General features: G+C 70.8%; 13 protein-coding genes. 5 read left to right on the top strand and 8 right to left on the bottom strand.

The genetic code is table 11. The features are described from left to right. Positions 1-8: 8 nt before the first annotated feature. Together ENSA5_RS23545 and ENSA5_RS23540 are read right to left on the bottom strand one after the other, a co-directional pair. Complete coding sequence (locus tag ENSA5_RS23545; RefSeq protein ID WP_146156031.1) at positions 9-2,273, bottom strand: hypothetical protein; 2,265 nt, start codon at positions 2,271-2,273, stop codon at positions 9-11. 58 nt (positions 2,274-2,331) lie between these two features. Continuing rightward, the gene (locus ENSA5_RS23540; RefSeq protein ID WP_146156030.1) at positions 2,332-4,020 is read right to left on the bottom strand and encodes a tetratricopeptide repeat protein; all 1,689 of its coding nucleotides are present in this window, start codon (positions 4,018-4,020) and stop codon (positions 2,332-2,334) included. 69 nt (positions 4,021-4,089) lie between these two features. Between ENSA5_RS23540 and ENSA5_RS23535 the strand changes: the two genes are divergently transcribed. Next, positions 4,090-5,277 carry a DNA polymerase beta superfamily protein gene (locus ENSA5_RS23535; protein WP_106393937.1) on the top strand — a complete coding sequence of 396 codons (1,188 nt, stop codon included), beginning with the start codon at positions 4,090-4,092 and terminating at the stop codon, positions 5,275-5,277. Positions 5,278-5,352: 75 nt separating this feature from the next. Beyond that, positions 5,353-6,138: a TapB family protein gene (locus ENSA5_RS23530; protein WP_146156029.1), complete on the top strand. Its 786-nt coding sequence runs from the start codon at positions 5,353-5,355 to the stop codon at positions 6,136-6,138. A 58-nt stretch (positions 6,139-6,196) separates the two neighbouring features. Here the strand turns inward: ENSA5_RS23530 and ENSA5_RS23525 are convergent, their stop codons facing one another. The 4 genes from ENSA5_RS23525 to ENSA5_RS23510 form a co-directional block, all read right to left on the bottom strand. After that, positions 6,197-9,040 carry a serine/threonine-protein kinase gene (locus ENSA5_RS23525; protein ID WP_106393935.1) on the bottom strand — a complete coding sequence of 948 codons (2,844 nt, stop codon included), beginning with the start codon at positions 9,038-9,040 and terminating at the stop codon, positions 6,197-6,199. A 137-nt stretch (positions 9,041-9,177) separates the two neighbouring features. Next, entirely contained in the window at positions 9,178-10,482 is a 1,305-nt protein-coding gene (locus ENSA5_RS23520) for a DUF2268 domain-containing putative Zn-dependent protease (RefSeq protein ID WP_106393934.1), read from the bottom strand. 253 nt (positions 10,483-10,735) lie between these two features. Then, on the bottom strand, positions 10,736-12,211 hold the full coding sequence (locus ENSA5_RS23515) for a hypothetical protein (RefSeq protein ID WP_106393933.1): 1,476 nt from the start codon (positions 12,209-12,211) through the stop codon (positions 10,736-10,738). An 89-nt stretch (positions 12,212-12,300) separates the two neighbouring features. Next, positions 12,301-15,195, bottom strand: coding sequence for a serine/threonine-protein kinase (locus tag ENSA5_RS23510; protein WP_181198064.1), 2,895 nt, complete (start codon positions 15,193-15,195; stop codon positions 12,301-12,303). Positions 15,196-15,386: 191 nt separating this feature from the next. Between ENSA5_RS23510 and ENSA5_RS23505 the strand changes: the two genes are divergently transcribed. Both ENSA5_RS23505 and ENSA5_RS38125 read left to right on the top strand, forming a co-directional pair. Next, positions 15,387-15,743, top strand: a complete 357-nt coding sequence (locus ENSA5_RS23505) for an antibiotic biosynthesis monooxygenase family protein (RefSeq protein ID WP_106393931.1) — start codon at positions 15,387-15,389, stop codon at positions 15,741-15,743. 215 nt (positions 15,744-15,958) lie between these two features. After that, positions 15,959-16,120 carry a hypothetical protein gene (locus ENSA5_RS38125; protein ID WP_181198063.1) on the top strand — a complete coding sequence of 54 codons (162 nt, stop codon included), beginning with the start codon at positions 15,959-15,961 and terminating at the stop codon, positions 16,118-16,120. 27 nt (positions 16,121-16,147) lie between these two features. Here the strand turns inward: ENSA5_RS38125 and ENSA5_RS23495 are convergent, their stop codons facing one another. Beyond that, the gene (locus ENSA5_RS23495) at positions 16,148-16,606 is read right to left on the bottom strand and encodes a hypothetical protein (protein ID WP_146156028.1); all 459 of its coding nucleotides are present in this window, start codon (positions 16,604-16,606) and stop codon (positions 16,148-16,150) included. A 78-nt stretch (positions 16,607-16,684) separates the two neighbouring features. Further along, positions 16,685-16,822, bottom strand: a complete 138-nt coding sequence (locus tag ENSA5_RS38120) for a hypothetical protein (RefSeq protein WP_181198062.1) — start codon at positions 16,820-16,822, stop codon at positions 16,685-16,687. Between the two features lie 187 nt (positions 16,823-17,009). Between ENSA5_RS38120 and ENSA5_RS23490 the strand changes: the two genes are divergently transcribed. After that, on the top strand, positions 17,010-17,621 hold the full coding sequence (locus ENSA5_RS23490) for an RNA polymerase sigma factor (protein WP_106393928.1): 612 nt from the start codon (positions 17,010-17,012) through the stop codon (positions 17,619-17,621). Positions 17,622-17,635 lie beyond the last annotated feature (14 nt).

Below are 17,635 nucleotides of genomic sequence, written 5' to 3'. Positions count from 1 at the left end.
GACCCGCGCTAAAGCTCGACGCAAGAGGTCGGCGCCGTCCTCGTGGCTCCCTGCGGATCCCCAGGAAAGTCGAACGAGGGCGTAAAGCCCTTGTCGACCAGCTGCCCCCACATGGCAATGACCGCGCGCTTGCCCGCGCTCAGCTCCCGGGTGATGGGTAGGTACGCGCTGTTGTCTCGCAGCGCGGCCGAGGTCCGCTCTTGAATGCCGGAATTATTGTCGATCAGCTTCTGCTTGCTGCCCACGAGCCCGGCCATGATCGGATAGATCAGGGCATAGGCGGCGAAGATGTGGCGATCGACGAACTCGTAGGCCGCGTCCTCGCTGTGGGTGCGGTTCCAGCACTCGGCGAATTTCGCGGGCAGATCGTCGTCGAAGGGCATGATCCGCGCGCAGGCGTAAAACGCGTTGAGCGTCGTCAGGCCCGGGGCCACCGGGCCGATCTGCTCGGGAAGCTTGGGCGCTGGATTCGAGTCGAGGTAGGGGAAGAACACGTAGGTAGGAAACCCGGGCTCGATCGGAGCGAAGGAGAACGAGCCCCGGCCGTAGCCGGTGTCGTCGAGCGCGACCTGAACCGTCAGGACCTGGCTCGAGCCCCCCGGAGTCGGGAAGTAGGCCGCGGGCGCCCGGGGCTCGGTCTGGCCCGGCAGCGTGCTCCCGACCAGCTGCCACGCGCCCCCGTCGGCGCCGGGCGGCGCGGACACGCGCAGGTACTGGGCGATGGTCACGTGCACGGTCCGACGCCTCGGCGCCGGGCCGTTGTAGAGCACGTCGAAGTTGATCACGCCGGTCTCGCCCTGCTCGACGTAGACCCCGCGCTGGTCGGTCTGGACGACCAGCTGATCGGCGCTCTCGGCGAGCGCGGCGACGAACCTCATCGAGCTGCTGCCGCGATACAGGCGCTTCTCTTGGGCCTCGAGCACGAGGCGACCTTCGAGCGGTACGCCCGTGGGGATCGCCATGTCCACGATCCCGGCGGTCCGCTCGTAGGCGGCGGCGGCGTAGGCGGAGGGCTTCAAGCTCCCGATCTCGAAGCGCTCGCCGCCGCTCTCGATGCCGACCCGAAGCTCACCGAGGTCGTACTTTTGACCGGCGCTGTCGGTCTCGGGCACGGTGTTGCCCAGATCGAGGCTCAAGACCCGCGCGCCCCCGTCGATCCGCGCGTTGGCGCAGCCGAGAGGATTGGGCGCGTAGCCGGTGTTGGCGTTGACTAGCCTGGGATCGATGACCGCGGGCAGGTAGCGCTGCCAGGGCACCGTCGAGGGCTCGCCCTTGTCCCAGATGCCGACCGTGCCGACGACCCTGGCGATCGCCCGGTTCTTCTTCTTCGACATGCTCGGGGTCTGGTTCCAGAGCTTCAAGAGCTTGTCGTACTGGCAGGTGATCAGCTCGTTGACGTAGGCGCCCGGGCTGGTCTCGCGCCTTGACGACAGCTCCAGACACTCGGCCAGCTCGGGGATCTCGGCGAGGATCTCCTCGCTCGCCCAGCGCTGGGTCAGGTAGGTCGAGAAGCGCAGCTGCACGCCCTGGACCCCGGCGCTGCGCAGGGCCGTCTGCATCCGGCTCAGGAGCGTGGACGCGCCCTTGGGGTTGTTGATCGCGACGCCCGTCGTCGGCAGGCCGATCTGAAACACGCAGCCACCGACGCCGGCGATCTCGACCTTGCCGTCGGTGTTGAGGTTGCGCTGGAAGTTGATCCAGCGCGAGTGCATGCGCGTGCCCTCGGGCACGACGCCCGTCAGCCACGGCGAGTTCGGGTCGCTGGGCTCACCGATCTGGACGCCGCCCACGTAGATCTGCGAGCTCCACAGCGCGCCCGGGTTGAGCTCGACCCGGCGCGCGCTGCCGGTCTGGGGGCTCGCGTTGCCGAGGATCGCAATCGGCGAGCCGACGATCGGATCTCGAGTGAGCAGCGGCGGATCGGCGGGATCTTGGGCGTAGGCGATCTGGCCCGCGGTCACGGTCGTGGTTGTGCCGCCGGTCTTGGACTGAATGAACTGGCTGGAGTTGGCGCCGTAGTAGTTCCACTCCGAGGGCGGCTGGCGCCAGCTGGTCGCGCCTTCGGTGTGGGTCTGCGGGGTCAGGACCCACTTGGGGAACAGCTCACGATAGTTCTCCGGGGTGATTGCGACCCCATCGACGGTCTGCGTGGCCAGGTAGGCCCAATTCAGCTCGGCGACGGCCGAATCGTAGGTTGGCCAGTGGTTGCCAGTCGCAACATCCCAGGATGTGCCGCCGCGAAAGTAGATGCGTGGAGGAACGAGAACGGTCATGGATGGCGCAGCCTTGGTCGGGAGCGCCACCATACCGCATCCGCGTTCACCGCAGGGCTCAGATGTTGATCTTGATGTGGGTGTGGTCCTCGACCAAAACGGCGATGTGCTTGCCGTCGTAGTCGAGCCAGACCAGGCCGACGTTCTTGACGGGGATCTCGGCCGAGCTCCCGCTCGAGGCGACCGCCGTGCCCTTGAGCCAGCGCGGGCCCTTGTACTCGACGGACTTTTGACCGGTCGCGGAGATCAGCTCGATCACCGCGCCGCTGCCCGGGTACCAGTCGACCTCGTAGGGGTAGAAGGCGCCGATCTCAGCCTCGAGCGCCTTGACGCGGACGTCGAAGCCGGGGCCACGCAGGGCATGGAGGACGCCCTGCTCGCGCACGGCCGCCTTGGCGCGATCGAGGTAAGCGAGCGCCCCCGCGAATTGATTGATGCGGCCCTTCGGGTACTCGAAGCCGCTCTCCTTGCGCGCGTCCTTGAGCTCGTCTTTTTTGAGGTCCTCGTTGCGCGACCGGGCCAGGACGTAGGCCCGGGCGAGGAGAACCTCGGGCAGCTCGGCGGCGAGGCTCTCGGCCTTCTCGAGCGCGTCGTAGGCCTTGTTCATCTTGCCCGCGTCGATCTGGGCCAGGACATCGAGCGCGTGAAGGATGGCCTTGACCTCGGTCTGGTCCTTGCCCGCCCGGGCCTTGTCGATCTCGGTGAAGGCGAGGGGCAAGCGGTTGGCCGCGATCGCCAGGACCTGCTGGAGCTTGAGGCGGTTGTTGTCCGCGTCGAGCTTGAGCGCGGCGCCGATGTCTTTGGCAGCGCCGACGGGATCGCCCATCTGCAGATGCTGCGCCGTGCGCGCTGAGTACATGACCACGAGCGCGGCGGTCATGACCTGACGCTGGGTCGGCTCGAGGTACTGGCCCGAATTCTCGAGCAAGCTGGTCATCCGCGCGATCGCGGGATCCGAGTCGCCATTGCGGAATTGCGCCTGGGAGATCCGAAAGCGCAGATCGAACTCGGGCTCGTCTTGGAGCGTCGCGGTGCGGACCTTGAACAGCGCCTCGACCATGTCGTTGTTGCGGCTGGCGGCGGCGGCCCCGAGCAGCTGGATGCGCAGCTCCTGGAACTGCTGCTCGGCCTCGGCTTGTCCGCCGGCGATCAGCGGCGCCGCGGCCTCGAGCGCGGCCTGGGCCTGGGCGAGGTCGCGCTGAGACGGCGCGAGCCAGGTCCGGACGAGGCCGAGGGCGTCGAGGGGATCCTTGCCCTGCTCGAAGGCCTGCTGGAACAGCTGACGCGCGCCGAGGATGTCGCCCGCGGCGAGGGCGTTGACCGCGGACTCGTGGACCATCATCGCGCGCAGGCGGCCGCAGCCGTGGCAGCCGTCGACTTCGAGCAGCTCGTTGGCGTCGGTCATGAACCCACGCTTCATCAGCAGCCGCGCGAGGCCGAGGCGGGCGGCCTCGTTGCGCGAGTCGAGATCGAGGGCCTCACGGTAGAAGTCCTCGGCCCGCTTGGGCTCGTCGGCGGCGAACTCCGCGGCCTGGCGCGCGAGCAGGACCGAGAGCTGCGCCGAGGCCTCGACCCGGGTCGACTCCGACTTCAACGCCTTGCGCAGTTGAACCTCGGCTTCGGCCTCGTCGCCGATCGCAAGGGCATCCTGGGCACGAGTGAGACTTCCGCCGCAGCCGCCGACTCCAACGAGAGAAGTGGCGAGGACGAGGGTGGCGAGGACACGCTGGGGCTTATTTCGAAGCATCGGACCGCCGCGAGGTATATCAGGGGATCCCGAGCGAGAGTAGCTCCGAGCCGGGATCCCGAGCGAACCATGCAATTCGACGTCGACACTCACACAATCTTCTTGGGACTGAGCGGCTCACACGCCTACGGAACGGCCCGCGCTGGATCTGACGTGGACCTGCGGGGCTGCTGCGTGGCACCGCTGCGGACGCGCTTGTCGTTTCGCACCAAGTTCGAGCAATTCACCTGGGTACCCAAATCTGCGAGCGCGGAGCCACCGCTCGGGGCCACCTATGCGCGGGCGCTCACACGCGCGGGCGAGCACCCGAGCGCGGGGCCGTCGCTGCGCGCGCGCACGGCCCCGCCAGACCTCGTGATCTTCGACCTCGCCAAAGTCGTGGCCCTGTGCGCCCAGTGCAACCCCAACATGCTCGAGCTGCTCTTCCTCGACGAGCGCGAGATCGTGTTCTCGACGCCGCTGTGGGATCGGCTCCGAAGCCAGCGCAATGCCTTCTTGTCCCAGAAGGTGCGCTTCACCTTCGCGGGCTACGCCCAGGGGCAGCTGCGCCGAATCCAGGGTCACCGCGAGTGGCTGCTGCACCCCCCCGACCACGAGCCGACCCGGGGCGAGTTCGGCCTGCCCGAGCAGTCGCTGCTCTCGGCCGACGAGCGCAACCGGATCGAGGAGAGCATCGCCAAGGTCGTCCGCGGGTGGACCGTCGACGAGGGCATCGAGCTCCCGGGCGCCGAGCGTGACGTGTTACGCGAGCGCCTCCGCGAGTTTTGGTCGACGGTGCTGACAGCTCGACCGGGCGGTCAGCTCGACGAGCAGGTCGCCGAGGTCGCGGGCGCGAGCTTGGGCCTCGGCGCCGAGGTCTTGCGCACGCTGCGGCAGGAGCGTCGCTACCGGGGCGCGCGCAAGCGCTGGACCCAGTTTCAACGCTGGCAGCGCGAGCGCAACCCCAAGCGGGCCGCGCTCGAGGCTGCCCACGGCTACGACACCAAGCACGGCATGCACCTGATCCGGCTGCTGCGCATGGGCCTCGAGATCCTCCGCGACGGCGAGGTCCACGTGCGCCGGGACGACGCCGAGGAGCTCCTCGCGATCCGACGCGGCGAGCTCAGCTACGACGCGCTGCTGGCCGAGGCCGAGGCCCTCGATCAGGCGATGCGGGCCGCGCTCGAGACGACCTCGCTCCCCCGCGAGGTCGACGAGGCCGCGCTCGACGAGCTGCTGTTCGAGCTGCTGCGCGACGCGAGTCAAGGGGAAGATTGACGCTCGCGTGTGATCGGAGTGACGATCGAGCTACATACACCCGTCCGTGCTGACCGACGCGGCGAGCGACTTCCCATGACCATCACAAAAACGCTGGCAGGACTCCTTCTCACCGCACCGCTGCTCGTGGCCGGGTGCAACCAGCTCTCGCCCGAGACAATCGACGACGAGGGCGCGGGCGAGGCCGCAGACACGAGCGAGGCCGCAGACACGGGCGAGACCGCAGACACGGACGAGACCGGGGGCACGGTCGACGAGCTCAACAGCTTCTACCCCCTCGTCGATGGCGGGCAGTGGAGCTACGTCTCGACCAACAGCATGGGTCAGATCACCGGAATGGACATCGTCGAGGCGACCGAGACGACCTTCGCGGGCGAGCCCGCGTGGGACTTCGTCGACAACCCGAACGCGAGCGGCGAGTGGACCCGAAGCACGATCGCCCGGTCTGGAACCGTCGCCGCGCGGGTCCACAAGGAGGTCATGGACGCCAACGGCACGATCATGATCGTCGACTACGATCCCGGCTTCGTCCGCTTCGACGACGCCTGGGACACGGTCGGCTCGTTCGAGGAGATCCTCTACGACCGAACCGAGACCGACGGCGACGGGCTCAACCCCGACTACGAGCCGCGCGGGCACAGCTTCGAGGTCATCGCCGTCGACCAGGAGGTCACCGTGCCCGCGGGGACCTTCAACTGCGTTCAGATCGAGCGCGTGCGGACCGTGGGCACGACCGCGGGCGAGACCGTGATGTTTTGGTACGCCCCCGGGATCGGCAAGGTCCGCGAAGAGCGACCCGAGGACGGCGAGGTCGAGGAGCTGGTGAGCGTCTCGATCCCCGGCGGCGCCGAGTATCCCTGAGCGCGGCGAGTATCCCTGAGCGCGGCGAGCAGCGCGAGCGCGCCTGTTGCCCGCCGCCTCAGTGCTCGCCCCCGCCTCCGGCCGCGACCTCGAGCTCGGCCCGGAGCTCGTTCGCCGACGCGTGCAGGGTCTCGTCGACGCCAGCCTCGAACAGCGCCTCGGCGCGATCGAGGGCCTCGAGCGCGGCCGAGCTGCGCCCGCGTCCGCCCTCGATGGCGGCCCGCATCACCAACGCCGCGAGCACGTAGTGGAGGCCGTCGCGCCCGGTCTCGCCCGCCTCCTGCTCGAGCTCGACGAGGCCCGCGAGCGCCTCGGCGTCGTGACCTCGAAGGTGGGCGAGCTCGGCGAGGCTCAGGCGGATCTCGAACACCGCCGAGTGGGCGTCGCCGACGCTCTCGGTCAGGCGCGCGAGGCCCTGCTCGAAGTGGGCCTGCGCGTCGTCGAGCCGACCGAGCCTGAGCTCGGTGCGGGCGACCGCCCCGAGCCCGCCGATCGTGATCGGGTGATCGGGCCCAAACACCTCGAGCTTCATGGCGTAGGCGGTCTCATACAGCGCGAGCGCGCCCTCGTAGTCCTCGCGGACCAGGGCCGCGTCGCCGAGGTTGCCGTAGGCGCCATTGAGGTAGGCGTCGGCCCCGTTGGCCTCCCAGATCTCGATCGCCCGCCTCGCGTGCCGCTCGGACTCCTCCGCCTTGCCGCGCGCGACGAGGGCCGCCGCGAGGTTGTTGTGACACTGCGCGACCTCGGGATGATCGGGGCCGACGAGCTTGGTGTAGACCTCGACCGAGGCCCGAAAGCCCTGCTCGGCCTGCTCGTGGCGGCCGAGGTAGTGCTGGGTCGCCGCGATGTTGAAGCGCAGATCAGCGGCGCGCATGTGCTCGGGTCCGAGCTCGCGCTCGGCGAAGGCCAGCGCCCGCTCGAAGTGCGCGAGCCCGGCCTCGTAGTCGCCCTGGGTCGTGAGGATCGAGGCGCGGTCGGACTTGACCTGGAGGACCTGCATCGTCGGCTCACCGAGCGCGACGAGCTCGGCCTCGGCCTGGTCGAGGAGCCACAGGCCGAGCTCGAAGTTGGCCCGGCCCGTGCCCTCGAGCCACGCGATCATGCTCAGGGCGCGGGCGAGCTCAGCCCGGTGACCCGAGCCAGCCGCGACGGTCGCCGCCCGCCGGGCGACGGGCAGCGCCTCGTTCGGGCCCGTCGCCTCGAGCAGCGCCGAGTGCAGGTAGAGGGCCTCGGCGAGGACCGGGTCGTAGCCGAGGGCCTCCGCGTCTGCGACGAGCCTGGCCGCGAGCTCGAGCATGTCGCCGCCGTCGGCCGAGCGGCGCAGGACCTCGAGCTCGGCCGCCCGCGCGCGCAGGGCCTCGACCTGCTCGCGCTGCTCGGGGGGCGGCGCCGCGACCCCGCCCTCGAGCAGCGCGAGGTCGTTGCAGCTCGAGATCGGCGCGCTCGCGCCGAGCAGGTCGTCGACCTTGCTGACGGTCTCGGGCTCGGCGGCCACGAGCGCGGCGCCGACCGCCGCGAGCTCGCTGCGGCGCTGGGCGAGGCAGCTCATGCGCCGATCGAGCAGCTCCTCGGACTGCTCGCCGTAGACCCGGGTGGCCTCGCAGGCCTGGGTGTGCGAGTCGATCCAGTCTGCGCGGGCCTGGTCGAGCTGGGCGGCCACGCGCTCGAAGCTGCGCCCGGCGAAGGGGCGCTCGGAGGCCGCGAACGCTCGCTCGGCCGCGTCGCGGACCGCGGGGTCCCACACGCCCGTGAGCTGCTCCTCGGCGCGAGAGCACAGCGCCGGGGCGGCCTCGCTCGAGGGCTCGGACGCGCCGCGAACGTAGACGAAGCTGGCGACGATCATCCCGACGACGCCGAGGCCAGCCAAGCTCAGCGCGACGAGCGAGCCCCGCGATCGACCCCGGCTGCGACGGAGGGCCGCGCGGAGCTCGTCGAGCAGCGAGTCCATGTCCGCGAAGCGATCGTCGGGCAGGCTCGACAGGCCGCGCTCGAGCGCAGCGCGGACCCGGGCCGGGACCGGCGAGTCCCGGGGAAAGGGCTCGCGCTGGCCGCTCGTGACGCTGAAGGCGATCGCCCCGAGGGTGGTCCCGGCGAAGGGCCGCTCGCCGACCAGCGCCTCCCACAGCGCGACACAAAAGGCGAACTGATCGGCGCGGTGGTCGGCGGTCCTGCGCAGGTGCTGCTCGGGCGCCATGTAGGCCGGCGTGCCCATCGTCGCGCCGGTCAGCGTCAGGCCACCCACGGCAGCGACCGAGGCGCGCGCGCCCGACTGGCTGCGCAGGGTTGAGCGCAGGTCGTCGAGCGCGGCCGAGCCCGGCGCGCTCTCGTCGCGCCGCGCGAGCCCGAAGTCGCCGACGCAGACGCGCCCGTCCTCGCGCACGAGCACGTTGTCGGGCTTGAAGTCGCGGTGCACGATGCCCTCGCGGTGGGCGGCGGCGAGGCCCTGGCCGGCCTGGATGAACACGCGGACGAGGTCTTGCCAGGAGCCGGTGTGCGCGGCCAGCCACTCCCGGAGCGAGCCCCCCTCGACGAACTCCATCGCGATGAACACGTCGTCGCCCGCGGTCCCGACGTCGTGCACGGTGATCACGTTGGGGTGCGAGAGCCGAGCCATGGCCTGGGCCTCGCGCAGCAGCCGGGCGCTCGCCCCACGCGCGGCGCGGGGTCCGACGTGCATGAGCTTGAGCGCGACCTTGCGATCGAGCTCGGGGTCGTAGGCCGCGACGACCACGCCCATCGCGCCCTGCCCGACCTCCTCGAGCACGACGTAGCGACCGATCAGGTCGCCGCGATCGAAGGGCAGCTCGGAATCCGCGCCCGCGCCCGCGCCGAGCGAGGCCAGCGTCTCGTCGAGCGGTCCGCTGTGATCCCCGGCCTCCGATTGGGGCAAACCCGCCGTCATCAGCGTGGCGCATACACCGACGCCCGCCCGAGGTCCAGGCGTTCGCCCGCGGCCATGCGCGAGCCGGCCGAAGGACTGCAGCTGCAGCCGCCGCCCCCTTCGAGCCTGACCCGCGCCTACCCCGAGCTCACGCCCAATCAATTGGCGAGCGCATTTGAGAGCGCTTGCTCGAGCTCATCCGGCGTGGTTCCGGCCTGCTCACACGCGGCCGCCCACGACTCGGCGCTGGCGCCGAGCAAGTGATCACGGACGGCGTCGCGACCGAGCTCGGCGACCGCCGTCTTCACGATCAAGCCCGCGATCGGATACGAAGTCTGCTCCGGGAGCTTGGTGAACGCCGGGCCGAGCAGGGTCGCGATCGGGGCGTGCTCGGTGATCTGCGACTTCCAGGCCCCGAGCCTGCGCCCGCCGTACTGGCCGCTGACCCAGACCGCGAGCCCCTCGCCAAACAACGCGCTGCCCGGGGGCCCCCACGCCTCGTAGGCGAGGACGTGGGTGGCCTCGTGGGCGAGCAGCGACTCGAGCTCGCCACCGACCGCGGGATCGAGGCGGATCACGTGGACCGAGCCCGACGACACGACCGCGTTGCCGTGGCCCCCGTCGCCCGTCAGGCGCCGCTTGGTCTCGGCGTCGGGGTAGACATAGATCGACAGCTGCACCGGATCGGACACGCCGAGCTTGTCGATCACCGTCTTGACCCCGCGAACGCAGGCCTCGACGAGCTGCTGCTCGTCGGCGTCGGCGGGGCCCTCGGCGAGGAAGTGAACCCGCAGCCGCGCGCCGCCCTTCTCGAGCGTGCGCGTCAGCCCGCGCCAGGCCGGCCGCGGCGCTCGCTCGCTCGCCAGCGCGGCCTCGAGCTCGGCGCCTGGACCACGTACCCAGCGCCCGGTCACCAGGCGCCCGAACTGATCGGCGATCAAGATCGGCTCGGCGCCGTGGGACACCTCGTTGATCTCTGCGACGCCCGGAGTCCCGGTGCCCGCGTAGAGCAGGAACTCCGGATAGCCCGGCCCGCGCTCGTCCGGGGCGCGACCCGGGACCACGGCGATCACTCGGTAGCCCGGCCCGCTGAAGGTCTCGCCGCCGATCGTCAGCGCGTCCGACGAGAGCTCGAAGGGCAGGGTCGGGGCCAGCTCCGCGAGCATCGTGTTGACCTGGGGGCCGCCGTAGACCACGGGGTTTTTTGGCCACACCCTCGGACCCTTGCCGACGTCGATCGACGCGTCGGTCACGAGCTTCGAGGTCGAGAACAAGAGCGCGCGGATGAACTCGGCCTGGGCCACAACGCCGCGATCGGCGAGCTCGTCGCCCGCCGTGCCCACGACGAAGGTCAGCTCGCCGCGGGTGAAGAACGCGTTGGGGGTCGGGCCTGTGGCCTCCTGCGCGGACCTGGGCGCGCGCTCGCTCGACGACGCCGCGGCCGGGTCGGGGCCCCCCTTCACGGCAGGATCCGGCTGCCGCCCGCAACCGCAAGCCAGCGTCAAGCCGATGAGGCCAGCCACGCTCGACCTTCGAACCACCCGCACAGGTCATGCTACCTGCGCCATCGCCCGCAATCCAAACCCTTCGCGGCCGCCCGACCTTGGCGCGCGCCGGAGCCCCGCACGCGAATCAGCCACCTCCTTGGCCAGCGCCGCGGTGTCGACCTCGACCTTCTCACAATGCGCGAGCAGCGCACATCGCATCACTCCGAGCCTACATGTCTTCGAGTGGGGCTTGACGCCAGAGCAGCTGGCCGTCGCGATCGAGGCGCATGAGCTGGCCGTCGCCCGTCGCGAGCCAGACCTCGCCCTCGGCCGTGACCGCGAGCGAGGTGTACTCCTCCTGGTCCGAGGGCCGCACGGCGGCCATGCCCTCGCCATCACCGCCAACGCGGACCAGGACCGAGCTGCTCTGCTCCTCGCCGCTGACCATGGCCTCGGTGAACGCGAGCATCTGCTCGACGCTCATCGTCCCGCCGACCGTGCGAAACACGGCCCAGGTCGTGCCGTCGGGGCTCGCCACGGGAGTGACGATCGAGACGTTGACGCTCGGAGCGGGGACCGACCAGCGGATCTCACCGCTGCGAGCGACGCGTCCGACCTTGTCCCCGAGCACGATCCTGAGCTCGCCGTCGAGGCCCACGCCGAGGCGGCCGCCGGCCTCCTCGGCCAGCCGGCGGGCCCCGAACAGCCCGGCGAACAGGCCTCGCTTGGGCCACAACGGCTGTTCGCGACCCTCGGCGTCGATCCGGATGCGGCCGCCGCTCATGGTCTGGCACACGAGGGTCCCGTCGGGGTCGGGGGCCACGTTGATGACGGGCTGGGGCGCCGTCGTGGTCCGCAGGTGCGCGCCAGTTTGGGCATCGAACACCTCGATCGTCCGGAGCCCCTCGCAGTAGCCGAACAGCTCGTCGGCCCACGCGCACAGGCTCATGAGCCTAGCTTTGCCGATCGACTCGAGGTCCACCATCCAGCGGATGCCGAGCGGGTCGGTGTCGAGGGCGAGCAGGGCGAAGGGCGTGTCGCCGTGGGAGCCGACCGCGTAGACGACGCCCGCGCCCGCAGCGAGATCGAAGGCGTGGAGCCGGCCGCGCAGCCCCGGGGCCCGGCTGGCGCCGCCGTACAGATACCAGCTGGCGACGGCGCGGGGGGCATGGAGACGGCGCCAGACCTCGTCGGGGACCACGGTCTCGCGGCCGCACGCGCCACACTCGAGCTTGCGCGTGTCGCCCTCGGCGGTCAGCGGCGCCCCACAGCCGCTGCACGACAGCGTCTGCGGCGCGAGCTCGCGGCGCTCACGGGCGAGCATGTGGACGTCCTCGCCGACCAAGGTCCCGGCCGCGAACGCACGGACCGAGACCGCGGTGGCGCAGGCCGGGCATGCGCGCTCGGGCAGCGCGTTCCATGGCTGGCGACAGTGGGGACAGGTCGCGTCGACGGCCGCGATCGCCAGGTTCAAGGTCATCCCCTGGGCGTCGAAGCTGCGGCTCGTGGTCGCGTTGTTGTCGAGCTGCTCGGCGATCTCGCGGGCCTCCGCGAGCGCGCTGTCCCACAGCTGCTCGGGGATCGCGAACTCCGCTCCGCACCCGACACAGGCCAGGCCGTCGACGGCCGCGTTGACGGCCGTGACCTCGGTGCAGGCCAGACAGCGAGTGCTGGCTTGCAGACGTACCCAGGTGGTGTCTGTCATCACCGCACGGTACCAAATACAGGCGGCCGTCGTGCTCGCCGACGTCGTAGACCGGGCCCACGCTGGAGGCCGTGATCCCTGGCCAGGCCCTACTCGTCGAGCTCGTCCCAGAGCCAATCTCCGGGGTGCGCTTCGCTGTTCTCGAGGTAGGCGGCCCGGGCCAGGCCGACCTCCTGTCGGGCCTCGTCATCACGCCCGAGCGCACGCAGGGCCTTGGCCACGACCAGCCGGCGCTCAGCGATCACGCGCGAGCTCGCGGGCTCCTCGAGCACGATCGCGTCTGCGGCCTCGACCTGCGCGAGGGCCTCGAGCGGGTGGCCGCGACCGAGCTCGATCTGGCCAAGCTCGACCAGGAGGTTGGCCATCATCGCGCTCTCGCCCTCGCCCGCGGCCTCGAGCCGCGCCCGCGCGCGCTCCCCCTCGGCGAACGCCACCTTCCAATTGCCCATCCGACGATGGATCTCCACGCCCAAGGTGATGATCTTGACCAGATCGACCTGGGTGTCTTGCCGATGCGTGCGCATGACCGCCCGCGCCTCGTCGAGCAGCTTCAGGCCCCGGGCGCCGTCGCCAGACCGGGCCACGGCGATCGAGAGGTTGGCCTTGCACTGCGCGGTGGCCATGTTGTCGTCGCCGTACTCGCGCTCGTAGACCGTCAACGCGCGCTCGAGCATCTCGACGCCGCCCGGATCTCCGATTTCGCTGAGCAGCGCGCCGTAGTTGAACATCGCGGCGGCGACGGTGATGTGCTCGGGCCCGAACAGACGCGTGCGTCGCTCGAGCAGCTCGGCGAACAGCTCGTCTGCGGTCGCCGCGTCGCCCATCTGCCAGGCCAACACCGCCCGGGCGTTGAGCGCGACGAGCGAACGGAGGTCGTCCGGGCCCAGGGTTCCGGCCCAGATCGTCTGCGCCCGCTCGACCCCGGCCATCGCCTGCCGGATGTGCCCCTCGTCAAATTGAGCCGTCGAGAGGTTGAAGTAGGCGTCACCAGTGCGCTGCGCGTCAGGGCCGTAGAGCTCCAGGGCCATCGCGACGGCGCGCTCGTAGCTCACGATCGCAAGCTCGTAGTTCCCGCGGCCCCGCTCGAGCCGGCCGCGCGCCTCGTGGAGCAGGATCCTGAACGAGTCGTTGTCGACGTAGTCCGCGAGCGCCTCGGCGACCCGGAGCCAGCGCTCGGCCTCGGGATGGCGGCTGTCATGAACCCCGATCAGCGAGGCCAGATCCTCGGCGGACTTGCCCGCGAGGAGAAACAGCCCGGCCGCGAGCGCGCCCTCGTAGGCGAGCTCGATCTCGCCCTCGGCCCCGTCTTCGCGGAGCTGGCTCAGGAGGTCACCGCGGACGTAGCGGGCCTCCGCGATCAGCGTCGGGTGTTCGGTCGCGAGCGCAGCCTCGTAGGCGGGCTCGAGCCGGGCCTTGGCCTCGGCGTAGCGCCCGATCGTCCGCTGGGCCAAGACCGCGTCGAGCTCGCCGAGCAAGCGCTCGAACTCGGCCCGGCGGGCAGGATCGGCGGGCGGCGGGACCCGGGCGTGCATGATCTCCGGGTCGCTGCAGTCGTCGATGTCGCCGATGTCGTCGACCTTGGCCGAGGCCCGACGGAGCTGATCGTCGTCGGCGTTGGCGAGCTCGTCGACGAAGGTCTCGAAGCGCGCGCGGCGACGCTCGAGGCACAGCATGCGCTGGTCGAGCATGTCCTCGGACTGCTCGCCGCGGATTCGCGTCGCCGCGCAGGTCTCGGTCCACGCACCGGTCCACGCGCGCGCCCAGCCGTCGAGCTGCGCGCTCAGGCGGGCCTCGTGTTCGGCGACCCACGCCCCGTCGAGCTTCGCGTAGCGGGCGTGGACGGCCGCCTGCTGGGCCGAGCTCCAGGCCTGGCCGAGGGCCTGCTCGGCGCCGGTGCACTGGGCGGGCGGCGGCTCGGGCTCGGGCTTGGGCTCGGGCTCGGCGCGCAGCTGCGGGACGATCGCGATCGCGGCGAGCCCCGCCACGCCGAGGACGACGCCCGCGACGCGGCGGCGCCTCGCGGCCGGGTCCGTGACGAGGGCCTCGAGCAGGTCGGGCATGTCGGGCCACCGCGCCGCCGGATCTTTTGCGAGTCCACGCTCGACCACCCGACGCAGCCGGCTCGGGACTGTCGCGCTCGCTGGCGGCTCGCGGAGCTTGCCCTGCTCGAGCGCAAACAAGATCGCGGCCGCGGTGTCGCCAGCGAAGGGCCGCTGGCCGTAGAGCGCCTCCCACAGCGCGACGCAGAAGCTGAACTGATCCGAGCGCGCGTCGACGTCGGCGCCGAAGAACTGCTCGGGCGCCATGTAGGCCGGCGTACCGACCAGGGCCCCGGTTTGGGTCAGGGGGGCGGACAGCGAGTCCCCGAGCGTGTCCTCGGAGAGCGCCGAGATCGCGCGCGGGCGCGCGGGCGTGTCCCCGGCTCGGCGCGCGAGGCCAAAGTCGGCGACCTGGACCCGCCCGTCAGCTCCGAGCAGGACATTCGCGGGCTTGAAGTCGCGGTGGATCAGGCCCGCGGCGTGGGCCGCCGCGAGCCCGCGCCCGGCGGCGATGAAGCGATCGAGCACCTCACGCCAGGGGTGGGGGCCCTCGCGCAGCCAGCCGTCGAGGGTCCCGCCGTCGACGAACTCCATGGCCACGAACACGCTGCCACGGTGGATCCCGACGTCGTAGACCGCGACGACGTTTCGGTGGGAGAGCTTGGCCATCGCCTGGGCCTCGCGCTGCAACCTCGAGCTGCTCGCGAGCGACGCGTCGCTGACCTCGGTCCCCGGGGCCTGATGCAGCAGCTTGATCGCGAGCTTGCGATCGAGCTCCGGATCGTAGGCCGCGTAGACCTTGCCCATGCCGCCAGCGCCGAGCTCATCGACGATCAGGTAGCGCCCGAGCTGCTCGCCGCGCCCGAGCTCGACGGGGACCCGCTTGGCCTGGCCCGGAGCGAGCTGCGTCGCGTCCAGCGTCGCGTCGTCTGACGGGGACGGCATGGCGGCCGAGCATAGCCCACGCACGAAGCCCGCTCTCGCCCGGCTCCGGCCGCGCGCCACGCATCCGTGCATGAACCTCGCGGTCGCCGCCGCGCGATCCTTCGCCCCGACTCGATGGGTTCGACGAGAGCTCCGCAGAGCCTGTAGCCGCCGTAGACCCGGGCCCTCGCGGAGCGTATAGACTCGGGGACATGATCGTCGTGACCAACCGGATTCCCGTCGCCGAGGGGCACGAGATCGACTTCGAGGACCGCTTCCGCGAGCGGGTCCACCTCGTCGATCAGCACCCCGGCTTCATCCGCAACGAGGTCCATCGTCCCCGGCCGATGAAGATGGACCGCGAGACCGGCGCCTGGTCGCCGGATCCAGACAAGCAGGGCTACTACGAGGTCAAGACCTGGTGGCGGAGCTTCGACGACTTCGTCGCCTGGACCAAGAGCGAGTCCTTCCGCGAGGCCCACCGCGACCGCCCGCCCAAGGAGATGTTCGCGGGCCCCAACGTGCTCGAGGTCCACGAGGTCTTCACGAGCACGGACCTCGACGTCTGAGCGCCACGGCGCGGCGCGCAGGCCAGGGTTGTGCGCTACCGTGACCACGAGCCGAGATGGCCAAACGCGACCGCCCCCGATGACCACCCTCCACGCCCTCCGCGTGGCGATGAGAGTGGCCAGCTCGACTCACATGCACGATGGCTTGCACCGCGGAGATTTCAGCGAATAGTCGGCGCCTGCCACACCCCGTGGCGCAGCAAGGAACCGCCATCATGCTCATCACCATCGTTGCTTCTGTCGCCTGTGTCTGCGTCGTCCTGTTGCCGGCCATCGCCGAGCTGCGCCGGATTCATGACGAGCGGAACAATCCCATGCGCCTGCTCCGGATCCCGACTCGACGTGCCCAACTACGTACCGACATGTACGAGCGCTGAGTCTGTCCATGCCGGCCGTCGACGACTTCACGAGATGCGGGCCGGCGCGACTGGCCACGCCCCGGCGTAGCGCGAGCGCGTCGCGGTCACCCGCGTCACCTTCGGGTCGCGCCCGCAGCTCGAGCGCGACGGCGCGAGCCCCGACGCGCTCGCGATCGGGACGTCCGCGCGCTCGCGCTCGCCCGCGAGGCGCAGGGCCAGTCGCATCAGCCCCCCGCGCCCGTCGGTGTTGGTCCGGGCCAGGAGCTTCTGAATCGCCCCGAGCGCGGCCCCCTCATCGACGCCGAGCTGCCCCGCGATCGCGCGGCTGGTCGACCCAAACAAGACCGCCTGGGCGAGGGACTGCTCGAGCTCGTTGAGCCCATAGGCATCGCGCAGGCCCGCGACGAGGAGCTTCACCACCTCGTTGATCCGAGCCACGTGGTCGACGGGCGTGGAGACGATGGAGACTGGATCGCGCGGGGAGACTGGGGCTTTGCTGGTCATGATCGGAGGAGGTCCGACCATGCGCAGGATCGGGGCGGACCGTCAGGTACGACAGAGCAACCGCCGCGTCACCGACCGTCACCGATCGTCACCGACCCCTCCGCGAGACAGCCGCGCCCGCAAGGCCTCGGCTGCGGCCGCGCCCGACGACTCGCGATGAGCGAAGGCGACGCCGTCGAGATCGGGCTGCGCTCGGGCGCGCTTGCGCGAGACCATCAGGCAGCGCGGAGATCTTCGATCAAGTCTTCGTCTGCGCGCTCGGTCACGGGTCCCGAAACAGGCATGCGCGAGGGCGACAAAGTGGTTCGGCCGCGGACGTTGCGCAGTCAGCCTCCTTGTCGCCTTCGGCGGACGCTCGGACCTCCGGCGCACTCCCCACGACAAGGCGCTACACTCGCCCGCGATGGCATCCGACGCAGAGCTGCTCGTCGCGTGGTCCAAGGGCGACCAGGTCGCGGGCGAGGAGCTGTTCGAGCGCCACTACGAGGCGGTCTCTCGCTTCTTCCGCAACAAGTCCGGCGACGAGTGGTCCGAGCTGTGTCAGCGGACCTTCCTCGCCTGCGTCGAGTCCCTGCCCCGACTGCGCGAGCAGGCCAGCTTCCGCTCGTTCCTGTTCGGCATCGCGTATCGCCAGCTCTACCGCTTCTATCGCGAGCGCGCCTACGACCAGGCTCGGCTCGACTTCGCCACCTTCTCGCTCGTCGACCTCAACCCCAAGGCGAGCTCGATCGTCGCGGCCCGCCAAGAAGAGCAGCTCCTGCTCACCGCGCTGCGCCGGATCCCGCTCGACTACCAGGTCATCCTCGAGCTGCACTACTGGGAAGACATGACCGCCAAGGCCTGCGCCGAGGCCCTCGGGCTCCCGCTCGGTACGGCCAAGACTCGACTCCGACGGGCGCGGCAGCTGCTCGAGGTCGAGCTCGGCAACTCGGCGGAGTCGCCCGAGGTCCTGACAAAGACCCTCACGGGCCTCGACGACTGGGCTCGAGGGCTCCGCGCTCAGCTCGAGGGCTGAGCTCCGCGGACATC

Source organism: Enhygromyxa salina, from assembly GCF_002994615.1.
In the GTDB taxonomy this organism is placed as follows: Bacteria; Myxococcota_A; Polyangia; order Nannocystales; family Nannocystaceae; genus Plesiocystis; species Plesiocystis salina_A.
This window is presented reverse-complemented; position numbering and strand designations above follow the sequence as displayed.

What these genes read in the sequence shown, in the direction of transcription:
- ENSA5_RS23545 (WP_146156031.1), bottom strand. Translation starts at nt 2,273, where the DNA reads ATGACCGTTCTCGTTCCTCCACGCATCTACTTTCGCGGCGGCACATCC.
- ENSA5_RS23540 (WP_146156030.1), bottom strand. Translation starts at nt 4,020, where the DNA reads ATGCTTCGAAATAAGCCCCAGCGTGTCCTCGCCACCCTCGTCCTCGCC.
- ENSA5_RS23535 (WP_106393937.1), top strand. Translation starts at nt 4,090, where the DNA reads ATGCAATTCGACGTCGACACTCACACAATCTTCTTGGGACTGAGCGGC.
- ENSA5_RS23530 (WP_146156029.1), top strand. Translation starts at nt 5,353, where the DNA reads ATGACCATCACAAAAACGCTGGCAGGACTCCTTCTCACCGCACCGCTG.
- ENSA5_RS23525 (WP_106393935.1), bottom strand. Translation starts at nt 9,040, where the DNA reads ATGACGGCGGGTTTGCCCCAATCGGAGGCCGGGGATCACAGCGGACCG.
- ENSA5_RS23515 (WP_106393933.1), bottom strand. Translation starts at nt 12,211, where the DNA reads ATGACAGACACCACCTGGGTACGTCTGCAAGCCAGCACTCGCTGTCTG.
- ENSA5_RS23510 (WP_181198064.1), bottom strand. Translation starts at nt 15,195, where the DNA reads ATGCCGTCCCCGTCAGACGACGCGACGCTGGACGCGACGCAGCTCGCT.
- ENSA5_RS23505 (WP_106393931.1), top strand. Translation starts at nt 15,387, where the DNA reads ATGATCGTCGTGACCAACCGGATTCCCGTCGCCGAGGGGCACGAGATC.
- ENSA5_RS38125 (WP_181198063.1), top strand. Translation starts at nt 15,959, where the DNA reads ATGCTCATCACCATCGTTGCTTCTGTCGCCTGTGTCTGCGTCGTCCTG.
- ENSA5_RS23495 (WP_146156028.1), bottom strand. Translation starts at nt 16,606, where the DNA reads ATGACCAGCAAAGCCCCAGTCTCCCCGCGCGATCCAGTCTCCATCGTC.
- ENSA5_RS38120 (WP_181198062.1), bottom strand. Translation starts at nt 16,822, where the DNA reads ATGGTCTCGCGCAAGCGCGCCCGAGCGCAGCCCGATCTCGACGGCGTC.
- ENSA5_RS23490 (WP_106393928.1), top strand. Translation starts at nt 17,010, where the DNA reads ATGGCATCCGACGCAGAGCTGCTCGTCGCGTGGTCCAAGGGCGACCAG.